The following is an 18429-nucleotide window of genomic DNA, read 5'->3' on the forward strand; positions in this document are numbered from 1 at the left end:
GCAATCGCCCCGTCCGATCCGCGACCGGCCTCAGCCGTGCAGCTTCTTCGCCGTTTCGGCGACCTCGCGGCCCTGGTAGCGCGCCGCATCGAGTTCGTTCTGGCTCGGCTGACGCGAGCCGTCGCCGCCGGTGATCGTGGTCGCGCCGTAGGGCGCGCCGCCGGTCACCTCGTCCAGGCGCATCTGCCCGGCGTAGCCGTAATTGAGCCCGACGACCACCATGCCGAAGTGGAGCAGGTTGGTGATGATCGAGAACAGCGTGGTTTCCTGGCCGCCGTGCTGGGTCGCGGTCGAGGTGAACGCGGCGCCGACCTTGCCGTGCAGCGCGCCCTTGGCCCACAGGCCGCCGGCCTGATCGAGGAAATTGGCCATCTGCGAACTCATGCGGCCAAAGCGCGTGCCGGTGCCGATCACGATCGCGTCGTAATGTTCCAGGTCGCCGATCTGCGCGATCGGCGCGGCCTGGTCGAGCTTGTAATGCGACTTGCGCGCGACGTCCTCGGGCACCAGTTCGGGGACGCGCTTGATATCGACCTGCGCGCCGGCTCCGCGCGCGCCTTCGGCCACGGCCTCGGCCATTTTTTCGCAGTGGCCGTAAGCGGAGTAATACAGCACCAGGACCTTCGCCATGATCGTCGCCTCGGGTTGGGGATCAACCACCAAGGCTAGGCCGGCGCGCTTGCAAATGATGTGACGACAGGCGGGAAGCGAGGCGGTCGTTCGCAGGGACGCAGCGCCGGAGCACGCGCGGTTCAAACGCCGCGGCGGGATCGCCTCTCGAGCCGTCGCCGATGCCGCGCTACCAGAACTTCAGCGACAAGATGAAGAGGTTGACCGCCAGCAGCATGATCGACAAGAGCCACGCACGCTCGCGCAAGATCAACGAAATGGCCGCGAGGATCGCGCCCGCGATCGCCAGTTCGTCGTACAGGCTCGGACCGAAGAACGTGCCGTTCCAGAGTTTCGCGGTTCTTTGCAGAAACAGCATCAATACCGCGGCCAGAAAAAAGTAGGGGATGCGTTCGGGTCTGGCCCGAGGGCGCGGTTCGTCTGGCTGGGACACGTCCATGCTTCCTTGTTTGTCGCGAATGGCCGCCGACTTGCTTATGACGCAATCTTACGCCGCATGCACGGATAATCGTTGTCCCGGGTATCCTCTTGCAGTGGCTGCGGTCCGTGCGCCGGTTGCGATGCGGTCGGCGATCTTCGCGCCAGCGATCGGGCGATTGTAATCTTCACGCGATCGGCATCCGCTCATGCATCGCCGCTCCATGACGGCGATGAGCAGGGCCGATGTTTTTTCCCCGATTGTATTGGCCCGACGACGCAGGCGATAAGCCCGTCCTTCGGGATTTACAGTCCCGATTCGCCGAAAAATCGGCAATGCCTGTAGCCCCAAGGCTTGCGCGCATCGTCCTTCGTCCAGAACGATGCGAACAGCGCGGCGCGGTTTATCGGCGCGCCGCGGTCTCCTAGAGTAGGTCCATGCGCCGGCACGCGGCGCGCCTTCGACCTTCTGCGTTCTTCCTTCCCCCGACCCTCGTCCCGGCCCGGCATTCGCCAGGCCGCGGCGATCCCATATGCGGAGTGTCCCGTGCTGTTGCCCATCATCCTGCTGTCGGCGGCCGGTTTCACCGTGCTGACGACCGAATTCATTCTCGTGGGCCTGCTGCCCTCGCTCGCGCGCGATCTCGACGTGAGCGTGTCGCAGGCCGGTCTGCTGGTGACCTTGTTCGCGTTCGCGGTCGCCGCCAGCGGTCCGTTTCTGACCGCGTATTTTTCCCGCTTCGAACGCAAGCGCTTGTTCATCGTGGTGCTGCTGTTGTTCGCCGCGTCCAATCTGATCGCGGCGATCGCGCCGAACCTGGGCGTGCTGGCGTTCGCGCGGGTGATTCCGGCGCTCGGCGTGCCGGTGTTCTGGGCATTGGCCAGCGAAACCGCGGTCGATCTGGTCGGCCAGGAACGCGCCGGCCGCGCGATCTCGGTGATCTCGTTCGGGGTGATCTGCGCGACCGTGATCGGCGTGCCGACCGGAACCCTCATCGCCGATGCGTTCGGCTGGCGCGCGGCCTTCGTCGCGCTGGCGATCGCGTCCTTGCTCAAGGCCACCTTGCTGTTCGTGTTCCTGCCCGACAGCCGCGTCGACAAGCCGCAGATGAAACTGCTGGAGCAGTTCCAGGTGCTGCGCGATCCGCGCGTGAGCGGGCACGTGCTGCTGTCGATCCTGCTGTTCACCGGCATGTTCACCGCCTACACCTACCTGGCCGACCTGTTCGAACGGCTGGCCGGGTTCGACGGCTCGGTGGTCGGCTGGGCGCTGATGGCGTTCGGCGCGGTCGGCCTGATCGGCAACACCCTCGGCGGCCGCATCGTCGACCGCAACCCGCTCGCCGCGTCGCTGATCTTCAGCGTGCCGATGGCGCTGGGCCTGGTGCTGGTGGTGCCGGCGATTCAGTCGCTGCCGCTGTTCGCGCTGACCCTGGCGCTGTGGGGCATCACCCAGGCCGCGCTGTTCCCGGTCAGCCATGTGCGGGTGATGAAGTCGGCGCCGCAGGCGCCGGCGTTCGCCGCGTCGCTGAACATTTCCGGCGCCAACCTCGGCATCGGCGTGGGCGCGATGGTCGGCGGCCGGGTCATCGACGCGATCGGCATCGGCGGGGTGGGCTATGTCGCCGCCGGCATCGTGGCGGCGTCGGTGCTGCTGGGGTTCGTGCTGATGTCGGCCGGCGAGCGGCCCGAGCCCGAGGTTGCCTGAACGGCTTGATCCTGGCCGGCGCCCAGGTCTGAAAACACAATCGCTGTGCCCTAAACAATCTCCCGCCATGCCGGATTAGTGCTCTTAGAGAGGTCGCCCGAAGCCGGGCGGCCCGATCACTCGGGAGCGCGGGCAATGGCGGCAGTAATTTCAGGGAATGGTCTGGGGCTGTTCAACAGCTCGGCGAGTCAGATCGGAATGGGGTTGGGCGGCGGAGCCCGCCTGGGTCAGGGTCAGGACAATCAGTTCGTCAATGTCGCCACCGGCAATCTGCTGCTGCAAAGCCAGGACGACCAAGTCCTGTTCCGCGGCATGCTGGTCGGCTTCAACCGCACCTACAACAGCCGAGGCCAGCTGTCGCAAGTGGGCGCGGATGCTTGGCTGACCGGGTTCGAGCGCCGGGTGGAATTGCTCTCGGGCACGTTCAACACCGCCGGCAGCGTGATGCGCCGGCATACCGGCGACGGTTCGTATCAGGACTTCACCTTCGTCAGCGCGGGCGTGTACAGCTCGAGCACCGGCGAGGGCGCGCACGACCGTCTGAGCTGGGACGCCGGCAGCTCGACCTGGAGTTATGTCGAAGGCAGCACGCGCCAGGAAGAGCGCTACGCCGACCACGCCAGCGCGACCCTGAAGGGCCGGCTGACCCAATTGCGCGATCTGCGCACGGACGGGGCGCAGCCGCTGGCCTGGGACGTGAGTTACGACGCCAACGGGCGGGTGTCCAGCGTCGCCACGGCGGTGGTCGATTACGACCGCCGCTTCGTATTCGCTTACGACGCGCAAGGCCGCCTGAGCGGCGTGACCAGCAAGCTCAATAACGTCGCGATCGGCCAGACCTGGTACGAGTACGACGCCGCCGGCCGGCTCGCCTCGGTGCTCGTCGACCTGACTCCGGGCGTGGTGGCCACGGGCGGGTCGACGCCGGATCACGATCAATGGACCGCCGCGGCGGGCTCCAACGACGGCTATCTGTTCAAGACCACCTATACCTATACCGATGCGACCAGCCTGCTGATCTCGCGGGTCGAACAAAGCGACGGCAGCGTCACCAGTTACACCTACGACGCCCAGAACCGGGTCAAGACCGTCACCCGCGGCGATACCAACAACAACGACGGCGACGGCCTTGGCCAGACCCTGACCTTCAGCTACGACAGCGCGACCACCACCAGCGTGACGGATTCCGCCGGTCGCATGTGGACGTATATCTACGATGCGTCGGGGCAGCTGATCGAAGTCCGCCAGCCAGCGGTCGACGGCCTGCGCGAGACGACCACGTATGCCTACGACGCCGCCGGCAATGTCACTCGGGTATCGACCCAGAACGGCGGCCTCGTTCTATCCCAGACCGACTATGCCTACGACGCCAACGGCAACGTCACCTGGCAATGGGATCGGGTGCAGGCCGGCAGCAATGCAAGCGCCCGCGTGGTGCAGCGCACCTACACCGGCAACAACCAACTGGCCAGCGAGACCGTCTACACCGGGCTCGACAGCGACGGCGCCGCTGCCGGCGCGATGCCGAGCGGCGGCCTGACCACGCGCTACCTCTACGATGCCCAGGACCGGCTGCGTTTCGTGATCGACGCCGCCGGCGCGGTGCGCGAGGTCGAGTACTACACCAGCGGTACCGGCATCGGCCGGATGTCGAAGTCGCGTCAGTACCTCGGCGAAGCGTATTCGGGCGCCTATACCACCGCCGATCTCGCTGCGTGGGCGACCACCGCGCGCAAGGCCAACAGCACGCTGACCGATTACACCTACTCCGGCGTCGAGGCGCGCGGCGACCGCAGTTACGCCAGCGTCGACGCGAGCGGCAACGGCATCGAAAGCGACGCCGACGTGATCGAGGGCTATCGCTACGACGAACACGGCCGGGTGTTGATCAAGAACCACACCAGTCCGGAAGGCAGCTATCAGACCTGGTACAGCTACGACGGCCTCGGGCGCATGGTGTCGGAGACCGTCTACGAAAAAGGCACGATGATCCAGTCGCGAACCTGGGTCTATCAGGACTCGCAGCGCCTGTCGCACGCGATCATCGAAGGCGGCGTGGTCGGCGACGGAAACACTGACAATGACCGCATCCGCAGCGAACAGCGCGACGCCGCCGGCCGTTTGATCTACGTCAAGGAAAGCGCGCTGTCGGGCACGGCGGGTGGCGTGCGCGAATCGCGCAACTACTACGACAGCACCGGCCGCCTGCGCGCGTCCGAGGACAGCGGCGGCGCGCGCACGTATTTCTTCTACGACGCCGAGGGGCAGTTGTCCGGTCAGGTCGACGAGACCGGCGCGGTCGCCGAATTCGTGCGTGATGCGCTCGGACGCATCATCCAGACAAAACGGTACGCGACGCGGGTAAACCCTGCGCTGTGGCAAGACGGCGGTTCGGGCGAACCAGAAGGCCCAGGCGATCCGGGACCCGGCAATCCGGGCGGCGGAACAAGCGGATCGATGGCGCCGCAGAGTCTGAGCATCTTTCGCCCGGGTGCGATGATCGGAAACATTTACGTCTACAACCTGATCGAGGACGCACGCCCGACCAGCTCCGCCGACGATCGCATCACCTCGACCAGCTACGACGCCTTGGGCCGCGTCATCACCCAGATCGACGCCGAAGGCGCGATCACCACCTACAGTTACGATGGCGCCAACCGTCTGCTGCAAACGCGTACCACCGATGCCGCCGGCACCATGGCGACCGCGCGCGTCACCCGCTATTTCTACGATGCCCAAGGCCGCGAGACCGGGCGCCTGGATGCCGAAGGTTATCTGACCGAACACAGCTACGACCTCGCCGGCCGCCGCATCCGCAGCGTCGCCTACGCCACGGTCACTCCGGCCGCGCAGCAAGCCAGCGGCGCATTGAACGATCTGCGCCCGGCGACCTCGGGCAACGACCAGACCACGCGATGGTTCTACGACGGCCGAGGCAACCTCGTTGCGACGCTGAATGCCGAAGGCTATCTGACCGAGTTCGTGCACGACGCACGTCGCCTGCAAGTCTCGACCAAGGCCTACGCGCTCAAGCTCGGCGGCCTGAGTGGCAACGAAACCCTCGCCACGCTGCGTGCATCGGCCGCGGCCGGCGCGGTGCGCGAATCGCGTCGCAGCTTCGACAGCCTGGGCCGCGTAATCGCCGAACAAAACCCGGAAGGCACCGTCACCCGCTATACCTACGACGCCCAGGGCAACCTGATCCGCAGCGAAGTCGCCGCCGACACTAGCGAACTGCGCGAAGGCCGCATGCGCTACAACGTATTCGGCGAACTGATCGGCGAACTGCACGGCGAGGGCGCCGCACGCGTACTGCCGGGCATGAGCGAAGCCCAGCTCGACGCGCTGTACGCCCAGTACGGGGTGCGCCACAGCTACAACAGCCTGGGCCAGCGCAGCGAAAGCATCGACGCGGCCGGCAACAAGACCTGGTATTTCTACGACGCCAGCGGCCGCCCGACCTTCGTGGTCAAAGGCGTGGCCGATGCCAGCGGCGTGACCAATGCGCAAGGCGAAGTCGTCGAGACCCGCTACAACGCCTTCGGCGAAGCGACCGAGACCACCGCCTACACCGGCCGCATCACCCTGGCCACCGCCGGCAGTCGCGACAGCGTCGCCAGCGCGATCACCATGCTGGCCTATGTCGCCGCCAGCGACAGCCGGCGCAGCGTCACGTACAACCATCGCGGTCAGGTCGTCGGCAGCGTCAACGCCGAGAACGCGGCGACGCGCTACACCTACAACGCCTTCGGCGAACGCATCCGTGAAGTTTCGGCGTTCGGCGCTCCCAGCGCGTTGACCGTCGAGACCGACTACGACCGCCGCGGCTTGGCCACGGCGCGCCGCAAAGGCGTCGGCAGCTCGATTGCGCGTGCGCAAGGCTGGACCTACGACGCCTTTGGCCGCGTGACCACGGCCGTCGATGCGCGCGGCATCGCCACGACCTACAGCTACGACCGACTCGGCCGGCAGCTGACCGCAAGCCAGACGGTGATGGGCCGCCAAGAGCTGGTCAGCACCAGCTACGACGCCTACGGCCGCGTGCTCAGCGTCACCGACGCGATGGGCCGCACCACCACCAGCGCCTACGACACCGCCAATCGCACCACCACCTTCACCACGCCCGAAGGCGTGAGCGTGACCACGACCTTCAATCGCCACGGCCAGCAGGTCAACGTCGCAACGCCCTTGCCGGGCGGCACCGTCGCCAACACCAGCTACCTCTACGATCGCGACGGCAACCTCAAGAGCACCACCGACGCGCTCGGCCGCGCCGATTCCAACGAGTACGACGTGCGCGGCCTGCTCAGCGCGACGGTCGATCGCACCGGCCGCCGGGTCGAACTGCGTTACGACGCGGTCGGCCGCTTGTTGCAGCGGATCGAAGATTCCGCGGGCCTCGCGCTGACCACGACCTACCGCTACGACGGTCAGGGCCGCCAGAGCGAAGTCACCGACGCCAGCGGCCGCAAGACCGCCTACAGCTACGACCGCGAAGGCCGCCTGACCCAGGTCGCCGCCGATCCGGCCGGATTGAACCTGCGCACCGCCTACACCTACGACGCCCTGGGCCGGCAGATCACGGTCACCGAAGGCGCCGGCACCGCGCAGGCGCGCACGATCCAGTACGACTACGATGCCCTCGGTCGCCGTACCGCCGAACGCTTCGATCCGGCCGGACTGAACCTGATAACGAGTTACGCCTACGACGCCAACGACAACGTCGTGCGTCGCACCGACGCGACCGGCAACGTCACCCGGTTCTATTACGACGAAGCCGATCGGATGATCTATACGGTCGATCCGCTCGGGGTGATGACGCGCAACTGGTTCGATGTCACCGGCAAGGTCGTCGCGACGCGGACCTTCATCGCCGCGACCAACGCATCGACCCTGACCGACACCACCACCATCGCGCAGCTCGATGCACGTCTCGCATGGGGCTCGACCGACCCGGGCAGCTACACCGTCTACGACCGCGACGGCCGCGCGCGGCTGGTGTTGAGCACGATCGGCACGATCCAGGAATTCACCTACGACGCCGCCGGCCGGGTCTCGGTGATCCGGAACTACGCGGCGCTGTGGCCGGATTTCGGCACCACCATGCTCAACAAGCTGTTCGCAGGCACGGCGCAGCTGAGCGATTTCAACCTCGACGCGCTGCGCAACGATGCAGCGACCGACCGTGCACGCGATCTGGTCACCTACCAGGTGTTCACCGTGCTCGGCGAGTTGCGCACCACCGTCGATAACGCCGGCACGGTGATCTCGTACGTGTACGACGCCGCCGGTCGCCAGACCGTGCATAAGCGCTACGCGCACGCGGCCCAGCTCAACCCGACCCTGCGCGCCAAGCTGGTCGCCGGTACGGCCTCGCCGCAGGACGTGGTGGACGTCGTTGCCGTGTTCAACGAGACCGACTTGGTCACCTACACCAGCTACGACGGCGCCGGTCGCGCGCGTTACACCGTCGACGGCAACGGCTCAGTGGTCGAAATCCTGTACGACAGCGCCGGCCGCCCGGTCGGCACGCGCGCGTACGCGACCGCGATTGTGGTCAACACCGATGCGACGTTCAAGTCCAAGCTGATCGCCGGCGACCCGGTGGCGATGGGCATGGTGCGCGACCGCGTCGCGGCGATCGCCAACGACGCGCGCGACCTACGCAGCTATCAGGTCTACGACAGCGCCGGCCGCATCGCCGCGACGATCGACGGCGCCGGTTACGTCAGCACGCGCAGCTATGACGCCGCAGGCCGCGTCGTGCAAGAACGCCGCCACGCCCAGGCCGCGACCATCGCCGCGCCGCTGCTGGCCAAGCTGGTCGCCGGCACCTCCAGCGTCGCCGATATCGCCGCGGTCACGCCGGTCAACAACGCCGCCGATGCGGTCGTGCGCCACATCTACGATGCGGCGGGCCGCGAGCGCTATACGCTGACTCAGAACAGCGCCAGCACTTATCTGGTCAACGAACGCCGCTACGACGGCGCCGGCCGGGTAACCGCGCAGTACCAGTACGCCGTGCCGATCGCACTCGGCCCGGTGGCGACACCGGCCGATGTCGGCACCGCGCTGAACGCGGCGGGCGCCTACGCCACCGCCGATCGTTACCGCTCCACCCAGTACGTCTTCGACGCCGCCGGCCGCGTGCGCTTCACCGTCGACGATCTCGGCGCGGTCAACGAACAGCGCTTTGATGGCGCCGGTCGCGTCATCGAGACCCGTCGCTATGGCGGGTACATCTCGATCTCAACGCCGATGAACGACGCGGCGGTTTCCGCCGCGGTGGCGGCCATCGCCGAGGTGCGCACGACCACGACGACCTACGACGCGATGGGCCGTGTACTGCGCGTCACCGACGCGCTCAACCAGTACGAGGAGTACACCTACAACCCGCTGGGCCAGGTCACCGCGCTGCGCAACAAGAACGGGCATGTCTGGAACTACGAATACGATGCGGCCGGCCGCCGCACCGCCGAGATCAGCCCGCAGGTCTGGATCGCCAACGTCGATGCCGCCGGCACCCAGAGCTATGGCGTGCGCCGTGTCGTCACCCGCACCGAGTACGACGCGCTCGGCAACGTCACCCGCCGCCTCGAAGATGCCGATGGCGCGCGTGCGCGCATTACCCGTTACGAATACGACAACCGCGGCAATCAGATCCGCACGATCTTCCCCGACGCCGGCAAGATCGATCCCGCCAACGGACAGCTGATCGCCTCGGGCATCCAGCCGACCATCGAGATCACCTACGACGCGCTCGGCCGCGCCGTCGCGCAGAAGGACGTGCGCGGAAACTACAGCTACAAGGTCTACGACAACCTGGGCCGACTGGCCTACGACGTCGATCAGGAAAACTACGTCACCGCCTACGGCTACGACGGATTCGGCCAGCAGACCAATCTGCGCCGCCACGCGCAGACCTTGAACGTCGGAGCCTTGGCCGGCTGGTCTCCAGGCCAGCCGCTGTCGATGGCGCAGATGCAAGCCGCCGCCGCGACCTCCGCGTCCGACCGCACCATCGCCACGCGCTACGACCAGCGCGGCCTCGCCGTGCAGATCGAACAAGCCCAGATCGCCTATTACACCTCGACCGGCGCCGCCGCGACCGGCTCGCCGACCGTGCGGATCGAGTACGACGGCTTCGGCAACAAGGTCAAGGAGTCGATCCTGCTGGAAGGCACCGCGGGTCAGGCCGACGCGCGCTGGGCCGACACCTACACCTATTACGATCTGGTTGGCCGAGTGACGATGACGGTCGACGCCGAGGGCTACGTCACCCGCGCGCGCTACAACGCCACCGGCGAGGTGGTCGAAAGCATCGAGTACGCCAAGGCGGTCTGGACGGGCGGCTTGAGCACCGCCGCGCCGCCGGCGCTGCCGTCGGCCGGCGATGAGATCAGTGGCTACGACCGCATCACCCGTCTGGGCTTCGATGCGCTCGGCCGGAAAATATCGGAAAGCGTGGTGCGCCACTTCCAGCGCAACGACGGCAGCTCGGGTGTTCGCGATGTCGTCACCCAGTTCCGCTACGACGGCGCGGACCGGGTCACCCAGATCATCAACGACGCGGGCACCACCTCGACCGAGTACGACGCCCTGGGCCATGCCGTCAGCGTCACCGAGCCGACCCGCAAGGTCATCAACGACGGCACCTTCGGCATCCTGGCGCAGAACACCGGCTATGACCTCAATCATCCGAACGTGTACGCGGATGCATCGCCGTACACCGGCATGATCTACGACGCGTTCGGCAACCTCGTGCTGACCCGACGCTTCGCCAGCGGCAAGAACGCCGCAGGCCAAGTGGTCGAGGACGGCAACAAGGATCAGATAGAACGCGTGCGTTACGACTGGCAGGGCCGCGCGGTCGCCACCTCCGCGACCAACGGCGACACGGCCTATACCGACTACGACGCCGCCGACAACGTCAGCCACCGCTGGTATGTGCTGAGCGGAACCCAGGCCAGCCGCGATGTGCGCGTGCATACGTGGTACAGCTACGACAAGGCCGGGCGCCAGACCGGCGTGGGCCAGACCCGCGATCTGATCAACGGTGGCGGTTCCAGCACCGATCTGTCCGAGGCCGTGGTCTATAACGCCTTCGGCGAAATCGTCCAGAAGACTTATGCCGGCCTGCAAGGCAGCCTGAATTATGCCTACGACGCCGCCGGGCGCCTGATCACCTCCAACGAAAACTTCGGCGCGCGGAACTTCGGCTACAACCTGGCCGGTCATCAGGTACGCGAATCGCATGTGGTCGTCATCAGCGACGGCCAGACCGGCGGCGGCCGCCAGAGCGTCGACGCCACCACGTTCAACACCACCGATCGTTTGGGCCGCACCACCGCCACCCGCCTGCCGTCGAACACCACCGATCCCAATGCCACCCTGAGCGTGCAGCAGCGTCTGGATCGCTGGGGCAACGTGCTGGAAGTGATCGACGCGCGCGGTTACCAGACCAACTACCGCTACAACGAATCCAATCAAGTCACGCGCGACGAGCGGCCGCTGGTCGAGGTCGTGTCGGAAAGCGGCCAAAGCATCTGGCTGCGTCCGGTCAACTACTGGTTCTACGATGCGTTGGGCCGCCTGGTCGGCACCCGCGACGCCAACGGCAACACCCGCACCAACGAGTACAACGCCGTCGGCCAGATGATCGCGTCCAGGGATGCGCTGGGTCAGGCGACGCTGATCGCCTACGACGCGCTGGGCAACCAGCGCATCACCCAGAACCCGCTGGGCTACCTGGCCTACAAGGACTACGACAACCTGGGACGTCTGGTCGAAATCGGCGACTACCTGCCAGCCTCGGGCACTTCGCAGCGTGTGCGCACCGCATTGCAGCGTTACTGGCTGAACCAGAACGGCGACCGCATCGTGGTGGCCAACGCGCTGGGCCAACAGTCGCTCTACGACTACGACAGCCGGCACCTGCTGATCAACAGCCAGACCGCGGCAGGCGTGAGCAACAGTTACGCCTACGACGTAATGGGTCGCAAGATCCGCGAGAGCAACGGCTTGAGCGGCAATCCGTTGCAGGATCGCGATGGCGAGACGGTCAACAAGGACGAATTGACCTGGGACTACGACATTTATGGTCGCCTGATCGACCACAACAACCTTAGCGGCCGCGATTTCGACTACGCCTACGACCCGATCACCGGTCAGCTCACCGCCGAGAGCCAGTCGGGCGGTGCGGCGGCATACGCCTATCGTTACACCACGTACTACGCCGATGGCCGAGTCAAGGCGATTCATGAAAACGGCGCGGCCCCTACCTACCGCTACGAGTACGACGCCGCCGGCAATCGCACGCTGGAGGAGGTCAGCACCAGCGACGGCGGCGGACAGTACGTGCATACCGTTACCCGCACCTGGTACGACAGCCACAACCGCATCCAGCGAGTGGTGCAGGATGACCTGTCCGGCGGCGGCAGCAAGCGCGTATTCGATCTGACCTACAGCTTTGATGCGGTCGGCAACCGCCGTAGCGTGCGCGCCGCATCGGGCTATGGTCCGAATGTCGATGGCGTTCCTGTCAGCAACAACGGTCCGGTGGTGGTCGGCGATCCCGGCACGCGCACGATCGGCAAGGGCAAGACCACTCAATTCAGCATGCTGTTCAGCGAACTGTTCCGCGATGCCGAACAGGACCCGCTGACCTTGCAAGTCACCCTGGACGATGCAGGCAGCAGCCCGTTGCCGTCGTGGTTGAGTGTCAGCCGTGATCCGGTCACGGGGCGGATCACGTTCACTGCCAATCCCGATGCCGGAGCCCCCGATCAGGCGATCGGAATCAAATTACGCGTCCATCAGACCGCCGATCCCGGCGGCCCGAGCGCGCAGGTCGCGTTCGTGTTGCAGGTGCGCACCAACAGCGCGCCCGTCCTGTTGAACGGCAACGTCGCGCAGTTGCGCGCCAAGACCGGCCAGAGCTGGACCCAGGAACTTCGACCCGGCGACTTCTTCTACGATCCGGACATCGGCGACCAACTCAGCCTGAGCATCGATAACCTCGCGCAATTGCCGGCGTGGCTGCGCGTGGATCTCACCGATCCGACCCTGCTTCGGTTGAGTGGCCTGCCGGTCGATGGCAGCGTCACGATCCAACTGCGCGCCACCGATCGCAATGGCGCCTCGGTGGTCAAGCAGGTCCAGCTCACCGCCGCGGCCAACAGCAGTCCGGGCGGCGTGACCAGCCTGCCGCAGGAAGAGGCCTACATCGGTCGCGATTTCATCTGGACGCGTCCGGTGGCTTCGCTATTCCAGGACGTCGATGGCGACTCGTTGCGTTTCACCGCCAGCGGCATGCCGAGCTGGATGTCGTTGCAGGTGCTGTCGAGCCAATCGGTGCCGCAGCTGCGGGTGGCCGGATTGGTGCCGGCCAACGGCGTGCCGGGACAGGTCTATCCGATCGTATTGACCGCCACCGACGAAAACGGCGCCAGCTATTCGGTGACCTTGAACGTCAGGCTGTACAACAAGCCGAACACCGCGCCGGTGGCGCAGTCCCCCAACGCCACGACGTATTTGAGAGAGCGACGCTTCAGCAATTTCGGCACGCCCAAATTCACCGATGCCGACGGCGATGCGTTGACCTATTCGGTCACCGGCCTGCCGGCGGGCATGTCGATGAACCCGGCTACCGGTTATGTCAGCGGAACCCCGCAAGACGCGGGCACGTACACCGTAGTGTTCACCGCCTACGATGGCCGAGGCGGCAGCGCGACCAGCACCTGGAGTTTCGTCGTTCAACCCAACGGCGTTCCGGTCGCGCCGCAGATCGACGACAAGCTGGCTCCGGCCGGTTCGGGTTTCAGCTTCGGCCTGCCGACCACCACCGACCCCGAAGGCGATGCGCTGACCTACAGCTTGAGCAGCGTGCCGCCGGGCATGAGCTTCAACCCGGCGACCATGACCGTGAGCGGCACGCCGTCCACCGTCGGCGATTACTACCTGGTCTACACCGCGACCGACGCCCTGGGCGCCAGCACCTCGGTGGGGTTCCACGTCCATATCTTCGAAGCACCGGTGGTGCAGCAGGCGCCGGTGATCAACCAGCGCCCGCCCGACAACAACAGCATGTTCTTCGAGCACAAGCAGCGGGTGACGTTCGTCCTGCCGCCGAGCACCTTCAGCGATCCGAACAACGACGCCATCACCTATCAGGTATTGCCATTCTCCGCCGAGAACGGCACGCGCTATCCCGCCTTCCTGACCTACAGCTTCGATCCGGCGACCGGACACCGTTTCGACGGCATGCCCAACGACAGTTTCTCGGGTTACCGCCACATCACCTTGCGCGCGACCGACTCGACCGGGCTTTATACCGATCTGAACTTCCGCTTCTTCACCGACTACATCAAACCGGGCCAACCGGACGTGGTCACCCCGCCGGTCGAATCGGAATCGAGCAGCTTCAGCTTCGACATGGGCGCGGCGGCGGTTCCCGAGGAGAACCTCGCGCAATCGCAATCGTCTGGCGCGACGGCGAATTCGGTGGCGCCGGAGGTGAAGACCTACTGGTACACCTACGATGCCGAGAACCGGATCAAGATCAATCAAGGGGTTCTGAATAACAGCCAGATCGTGCTGGATCTCCAGTACGCGAACACCGACTCGTACGAATTGCTGTACGACACCGCCGGACGCAACGTCGGCCGGATTCGCGTGTCCCAAAGTCCTTACGACCAGAGCCTCACCACGTTCGTCTATCGCAGCGTCTACGACCTGCGCGGCAACAAGATCGCCGAGCTGTACACCGACATGACCGATCCGGTGCGCAGCTTCGTCAACGGCGGCGTCGAAAAGAGCTTTATTTACGACGCCACCGGCACCCGCTTGCTGGAAACGCGCAGCTACTACCGACTGGGCCAGGAGATCAGCCTGGGCTTCGACGGCGAAGGCATGCCGTGGGGCAAGTTGAACGTCAGCGGCTGGCTAAAGGGTTCGGAGCAATTCTTTTACGATGCCGATGGCCGCCTGATCTCGCAGATCACCCGCGATCGCGCGCAGGACACGCCCGCCAAGTGGCGCGCCCTGTCCGACCAGGTCAATGCCGGCACCGCGCCCAATCAGACCAGCGATTTGGGCGCGTTGAAGGAGTTGAGCAAGCTCGAGAATATCGATAGGTGGGGTAACAGCGCTTACGACGCGGCAGGCCAGCTGCGGGCCTACCGTTTTACCCAGACCGGTCAGTTCGTGCATGACTACACGACGACATTCGTTGGCTGGGAAGGCTATCAACAATCGACCGTGCGGGGAGAAAGCCAGACGGTCAACTATAAGCCGACCGAAAACACGCTGACTTACGACGGCTTCGGGCGTCTGCTGATGCAGCGCGAGAAGACTCAACTCACTTCGGGTTCCATCGACGACCGTGTCCGCTATTACTCCAATACGCTGGAAGGTCGGGTAATGACCCGCCGCGAAGGCACGTTGAACAGTTCCGGTCAATTCCAGCAAGTCGTGGGCAACGATGGTTCGCGCGCCAATTATCTGTTCGTGCATGCCGGCGGCCAGCAACATGCCGAACTGCGTGAAGGCGGCCAGGTGCGTTACCAGTACGGTGAGTTGACCGCTCCGCAGCTGCAGAGCTTGGCGACCGGTGGATACGCCGCAGGTGGCGGCACGACCGTCGTGCAGGCCGGCGAAACCCTGCAAGCCATCGCGCAGCGCGTCTATGGCTCCAGCCAGTTGTGGTACGTGTTGGCGCAGGCCAACGGGCTCAGTGACCCGGACCAGGAACTCGGAGCTGGCACGCAGATCAATACGCCGAACGTCAACGTCAACAGCAATGACGCGAATACGTTCAGGCCGTACGACCCGCAAGACGCGGTCGGATCGACTCAGCCGAACTTGCCTTACATCGAGCCACCGACGGGGCCGAACAGTTGTCGAAAATTGACGGCCACCTTGATCCGCGTGGTTGCCAGCGTGGTGTCCGCGGCATTCCCAGTGGTGGCAGCGTACGTCATGCCTTTGGGTGAGGCAGCTGCGCAGAAATACGAAAACAACGTCGGGTTGCGCAACGGCTATAGCTTCGGCGCGATCGCATCGGCTTATTTCACCGCGCAGTTCATTCCTGCGGGCGATGGGTTCTGGGGGGCGGTCAATACCGCGGCCACCCGGGCGGCGGTGAGCTACGACATGAGCTATGCCATCGATAAGGCACTGGGTCAGGATGTCAGCTACAGCTTGCGCGATCGCTACACGGGTATCGCGGCGGCAGGCGTAGGCGCGGCGATCGGATTCATCGGCTCCGGCGGGGCGACTACGTCCGCGGGTAACGCCACCACCGCGCCCGTGGTACAGAAGGTTGCCTCCCACTTCCGCTGGGGCGAAGTGGTCAAGGAAGCCGGCCGCACGTTGCTGCGCGAAGGCGCGAACTACGGCATTCGCAAGGCGGTGTATGGCTCCGAAGTGAGTTGGGATTGGGGACAGTCCCTGCTCGCGGTAGCGGGCGATGTCACCGTGCTCGGTATCGGGATGTCACGTGAGCGCGCGGCGCAGCGTCGAATGCAGGCAGAGCAAAACGCCTCGTTCTATAACCCATTCGGTCCGGGCGGCGAGTACGACCGCAATGTATATATGGGCGGCGTGCCGGCGGATAAGGAGCCGAAGGAACTCGATCGGGTATTGGCGACCTACCAGTTGGATGCCAATGGCAAAGTCATTAATGACTCCTATCGTCTGCCCTGGGAGATTTATAGACCGACTTACAGCTATTGGCGTGGTAGCCAGGGGTTGGAAACCCTTCCCGACAATTTGAGTCGCTCCGAGGTGCAGCAAGTTTATGCGCACGACTACTTCGCCTACGATCGCATGCGTATCGCGTACACGGAGCAGCAGGCGCTTTTTGCCAGCGGCAAGGCTAGGATGACCTTTGCGCTCGCCATCGATACTGCCTTACAGCCCCGCGTTGACGAGCTCAATCAGTATCTGCGTAAGCCAGGCGACACACTGCTTTTGTGGGCCGACGAAGGGATTAGTGGCTTTGAACACAGAAGTGCGGGGATGGTCTTCGATGCGGACTCCGCCGCCTCGGCGGCAGCTTTGTCAGCTCCGAATGCAGTCAATCGGTCGGTCGCAGCGCTCGGCCATGGCGTGATCGACAAACTTCGCATGGTCACGAACACCGATCATCTAATTGATCGGATGGTAGGTATTGAGAGCTTGCTCAGTGCTAAGCCTGGTGATACTTATAACGAAGTGTCGTCGCAACTGACGGCTCTGCCTTCCGAGGAGAAGGCGCAGCTTTTGTTGGATCAGATATTCGCGCAGAAGATGGATGTGCGCTTGCCCGGCCGCAGTGCCAGGCTTTCTGGGGCGGACAGACTTGGCTCGCGATTGGCTGATATTCTGACCACAGACCCGAGCGCAATGCGCATGCATGGGCACGGCGCATCGTCTGAAATCGGTCAGCCCTTGCGTCTTCGAAGTCGCGACCTTCCCGATCGAATTGATCCCGTCGTTTTGACTAATAAACTAGGCACAGGCGGCAATAAAGATGTTTTCGCCTATGGAGATGACCTGGTCGTCGGCGTATATCGTGATGGAAACGTGGTCGCGAACACCAGAGGAATCGTTGAGGAGATGGACATGCTGGATACTCTCGAGGCGGCGGGACTGCCGGTGGTTCAGTCTCGTGGGCCTGTGCATGTAGGTGAAAACGTCGGCATAATTTATGAGCGTTTCGCCCAAGGCTCTAAGGATGTCGTCAAATTGGATAAGGATAAGGGCAGGCCTGATTTCGTTGTCGGTGGAAGTTCCGCGTACTTGAATGCAAGAAGTGCCGCTGATCTCGAAAACATAAGGAAAATCATGATCAGCAAGAAGATAACCATCAACGATCTTCAGTTCTTGGTTGCCAAGGATGGTCGAGTGGTGATCGCCGATCCGCTCAAGGTGGTGACCAAAGCGAAACTATCGGACAACAATAAAATTATGTTCAATAAGCTCATCGAATTCTCTAAGAGGAACGGTGGATGAGTTCATACTCGATTCCGACGGCGGCCCGCGCGATGTTAAGCGGATTCACGGGCCGAAAAGTGGTGCGAATGCTTCGTTATAGTCTGTGGCCGCTCGAAGAGGCTGCTGCTGAAGCGGAAATTGACGAGGTTTCGCTGTTTTCCCTATGTTCGGGACCGATGGCGATTTATTTCGATAATGGTAGCGTGCTCGGCCTTGCCAGCGATTCGGAAGAAAATAGTGTGGTGGTACGAATCGAGCGGAGTGCTGAAGGGGTGCTTGATGAATACGCCCTGGAACACGATTCGGATATTTTTTCGATCGATTCCACCGATGCGCGATTTTCCACGCCATTCTGGTCAAGTTTGAACGGCTTGAAGTTGACTCGGTTTGAGTTGATAAGATCCTCGGCGTTGAATGCGGTTGAACAGTTGCGGCCCAGCGAGCTTGGCCTGTGTTTCGTCTTCGAAAATGATCAGCGGTTCATTGCGTCACATGGTCTGCACGACGGTACAGATGATTTTTCTGTTCTTGAATTGCATCAGATTTCGGTGGAAACTCGAGAGGCACTGCTCTTGTCGCCGCTGTGACAGGATCTCGGCGCGAAATCAGAGGGCTGGCATTTCCCCAAATATCTCGGCCGCCGCCGGTCTGGCGGCCGCCGAGGTTGAGCCGGTTACGCTGGGCGCATGGCGCTGAGG

At 64.1% G+C, this 18429-nt stretch carries 5 protein-coding genes; 3 read left to right on the forward strand and 2 right to left on the reverse strand.

Translation table 11 applies throughout. The features are described from left to right. Positions 1-30: 30 nt before the first annotated feature. Positions 31-630 (reverse strand): NAD(P)H:quinone oxidoreductase, encoded by a 600-nt coding sequence (gene wrbA, locus IEQ11_RS05325; protein WP_191822995.1) that lies wholly within the window; start codon positions 628-630, stop codon positions 31-33. A 169-nt stretch (positions 631-799) separates the two neighbouring features. Then, positions 800-1069 carry a hypothetical protein gene (locus tag IEQ11_RS05330; protein ID WP_157753832.1) on the reverse strand — a complete coding sequence of 90 codons (270 nt, stop codon included), beginning with the start codon at positions 1067-1069 and terminating at the stop codon, positions 800-802. A gap of 525 nt (positions 1070-1594) precedes the next feature. Here IEQ11_RS05330 and IEQ11_RS05335 point away from each other — a divergent pair. The 3 genes from IEQ11_RS05335 to IEQ11_RS05345 all read left to right on the forward strand — a co-directional run bounded on the left by IEQ11_RS05335 (position 1595) and on the right by IEQ11_RS05345 (position 18318). Next, positions 1595-2755: an MFS transporter gene (locus IEQ11_RS05335; RefSeq protein ID WP_191822994.1), complete on the forward strand. Its 1161-nt coding sequence runs from the start codon at positions 1595-1597 to the stop codon at positions 2753-2755. 135 nt (positions 2756-2890) lie between these two features. After that, positions 2891-17749 carry a putative Ig domain-containing protein gene (locus tag IEQ11_RS05340; protein ID WP_191822993.1) on the forward strand — a complete coding sequence of 4953 codons (14859 nt, stop codon included), beginning with the start codon at positions 2891-2893 and terminating at the stop codon, positions 17747-17749. Continuing rightward, a complete protein-coding gene (locus IEQ11_RS05345; RefSeq protein WP_191822992.1) occupies positions 17746-18318 on the forward strand; it encodes a hypothetical protein in 573 nt (190 codons plus the stop codon). Before IEQ11_RS05340 ends, IEQ11_RS05345 begins: the two co-directional genes overlap by 4 nt. Positions 18319-18429: the final 111 nt, after the last annotated feature.

The sequence above is a fragment of the Lysobacter capsici genome (assembly GCF_014779555.2).
Lineage (GTDB): Bacteria > Pseudomonadota > Gammaproteobacteria > Xanthomonadales > Xanthomonadaceae > Lysobacter > Lysobacter capsici.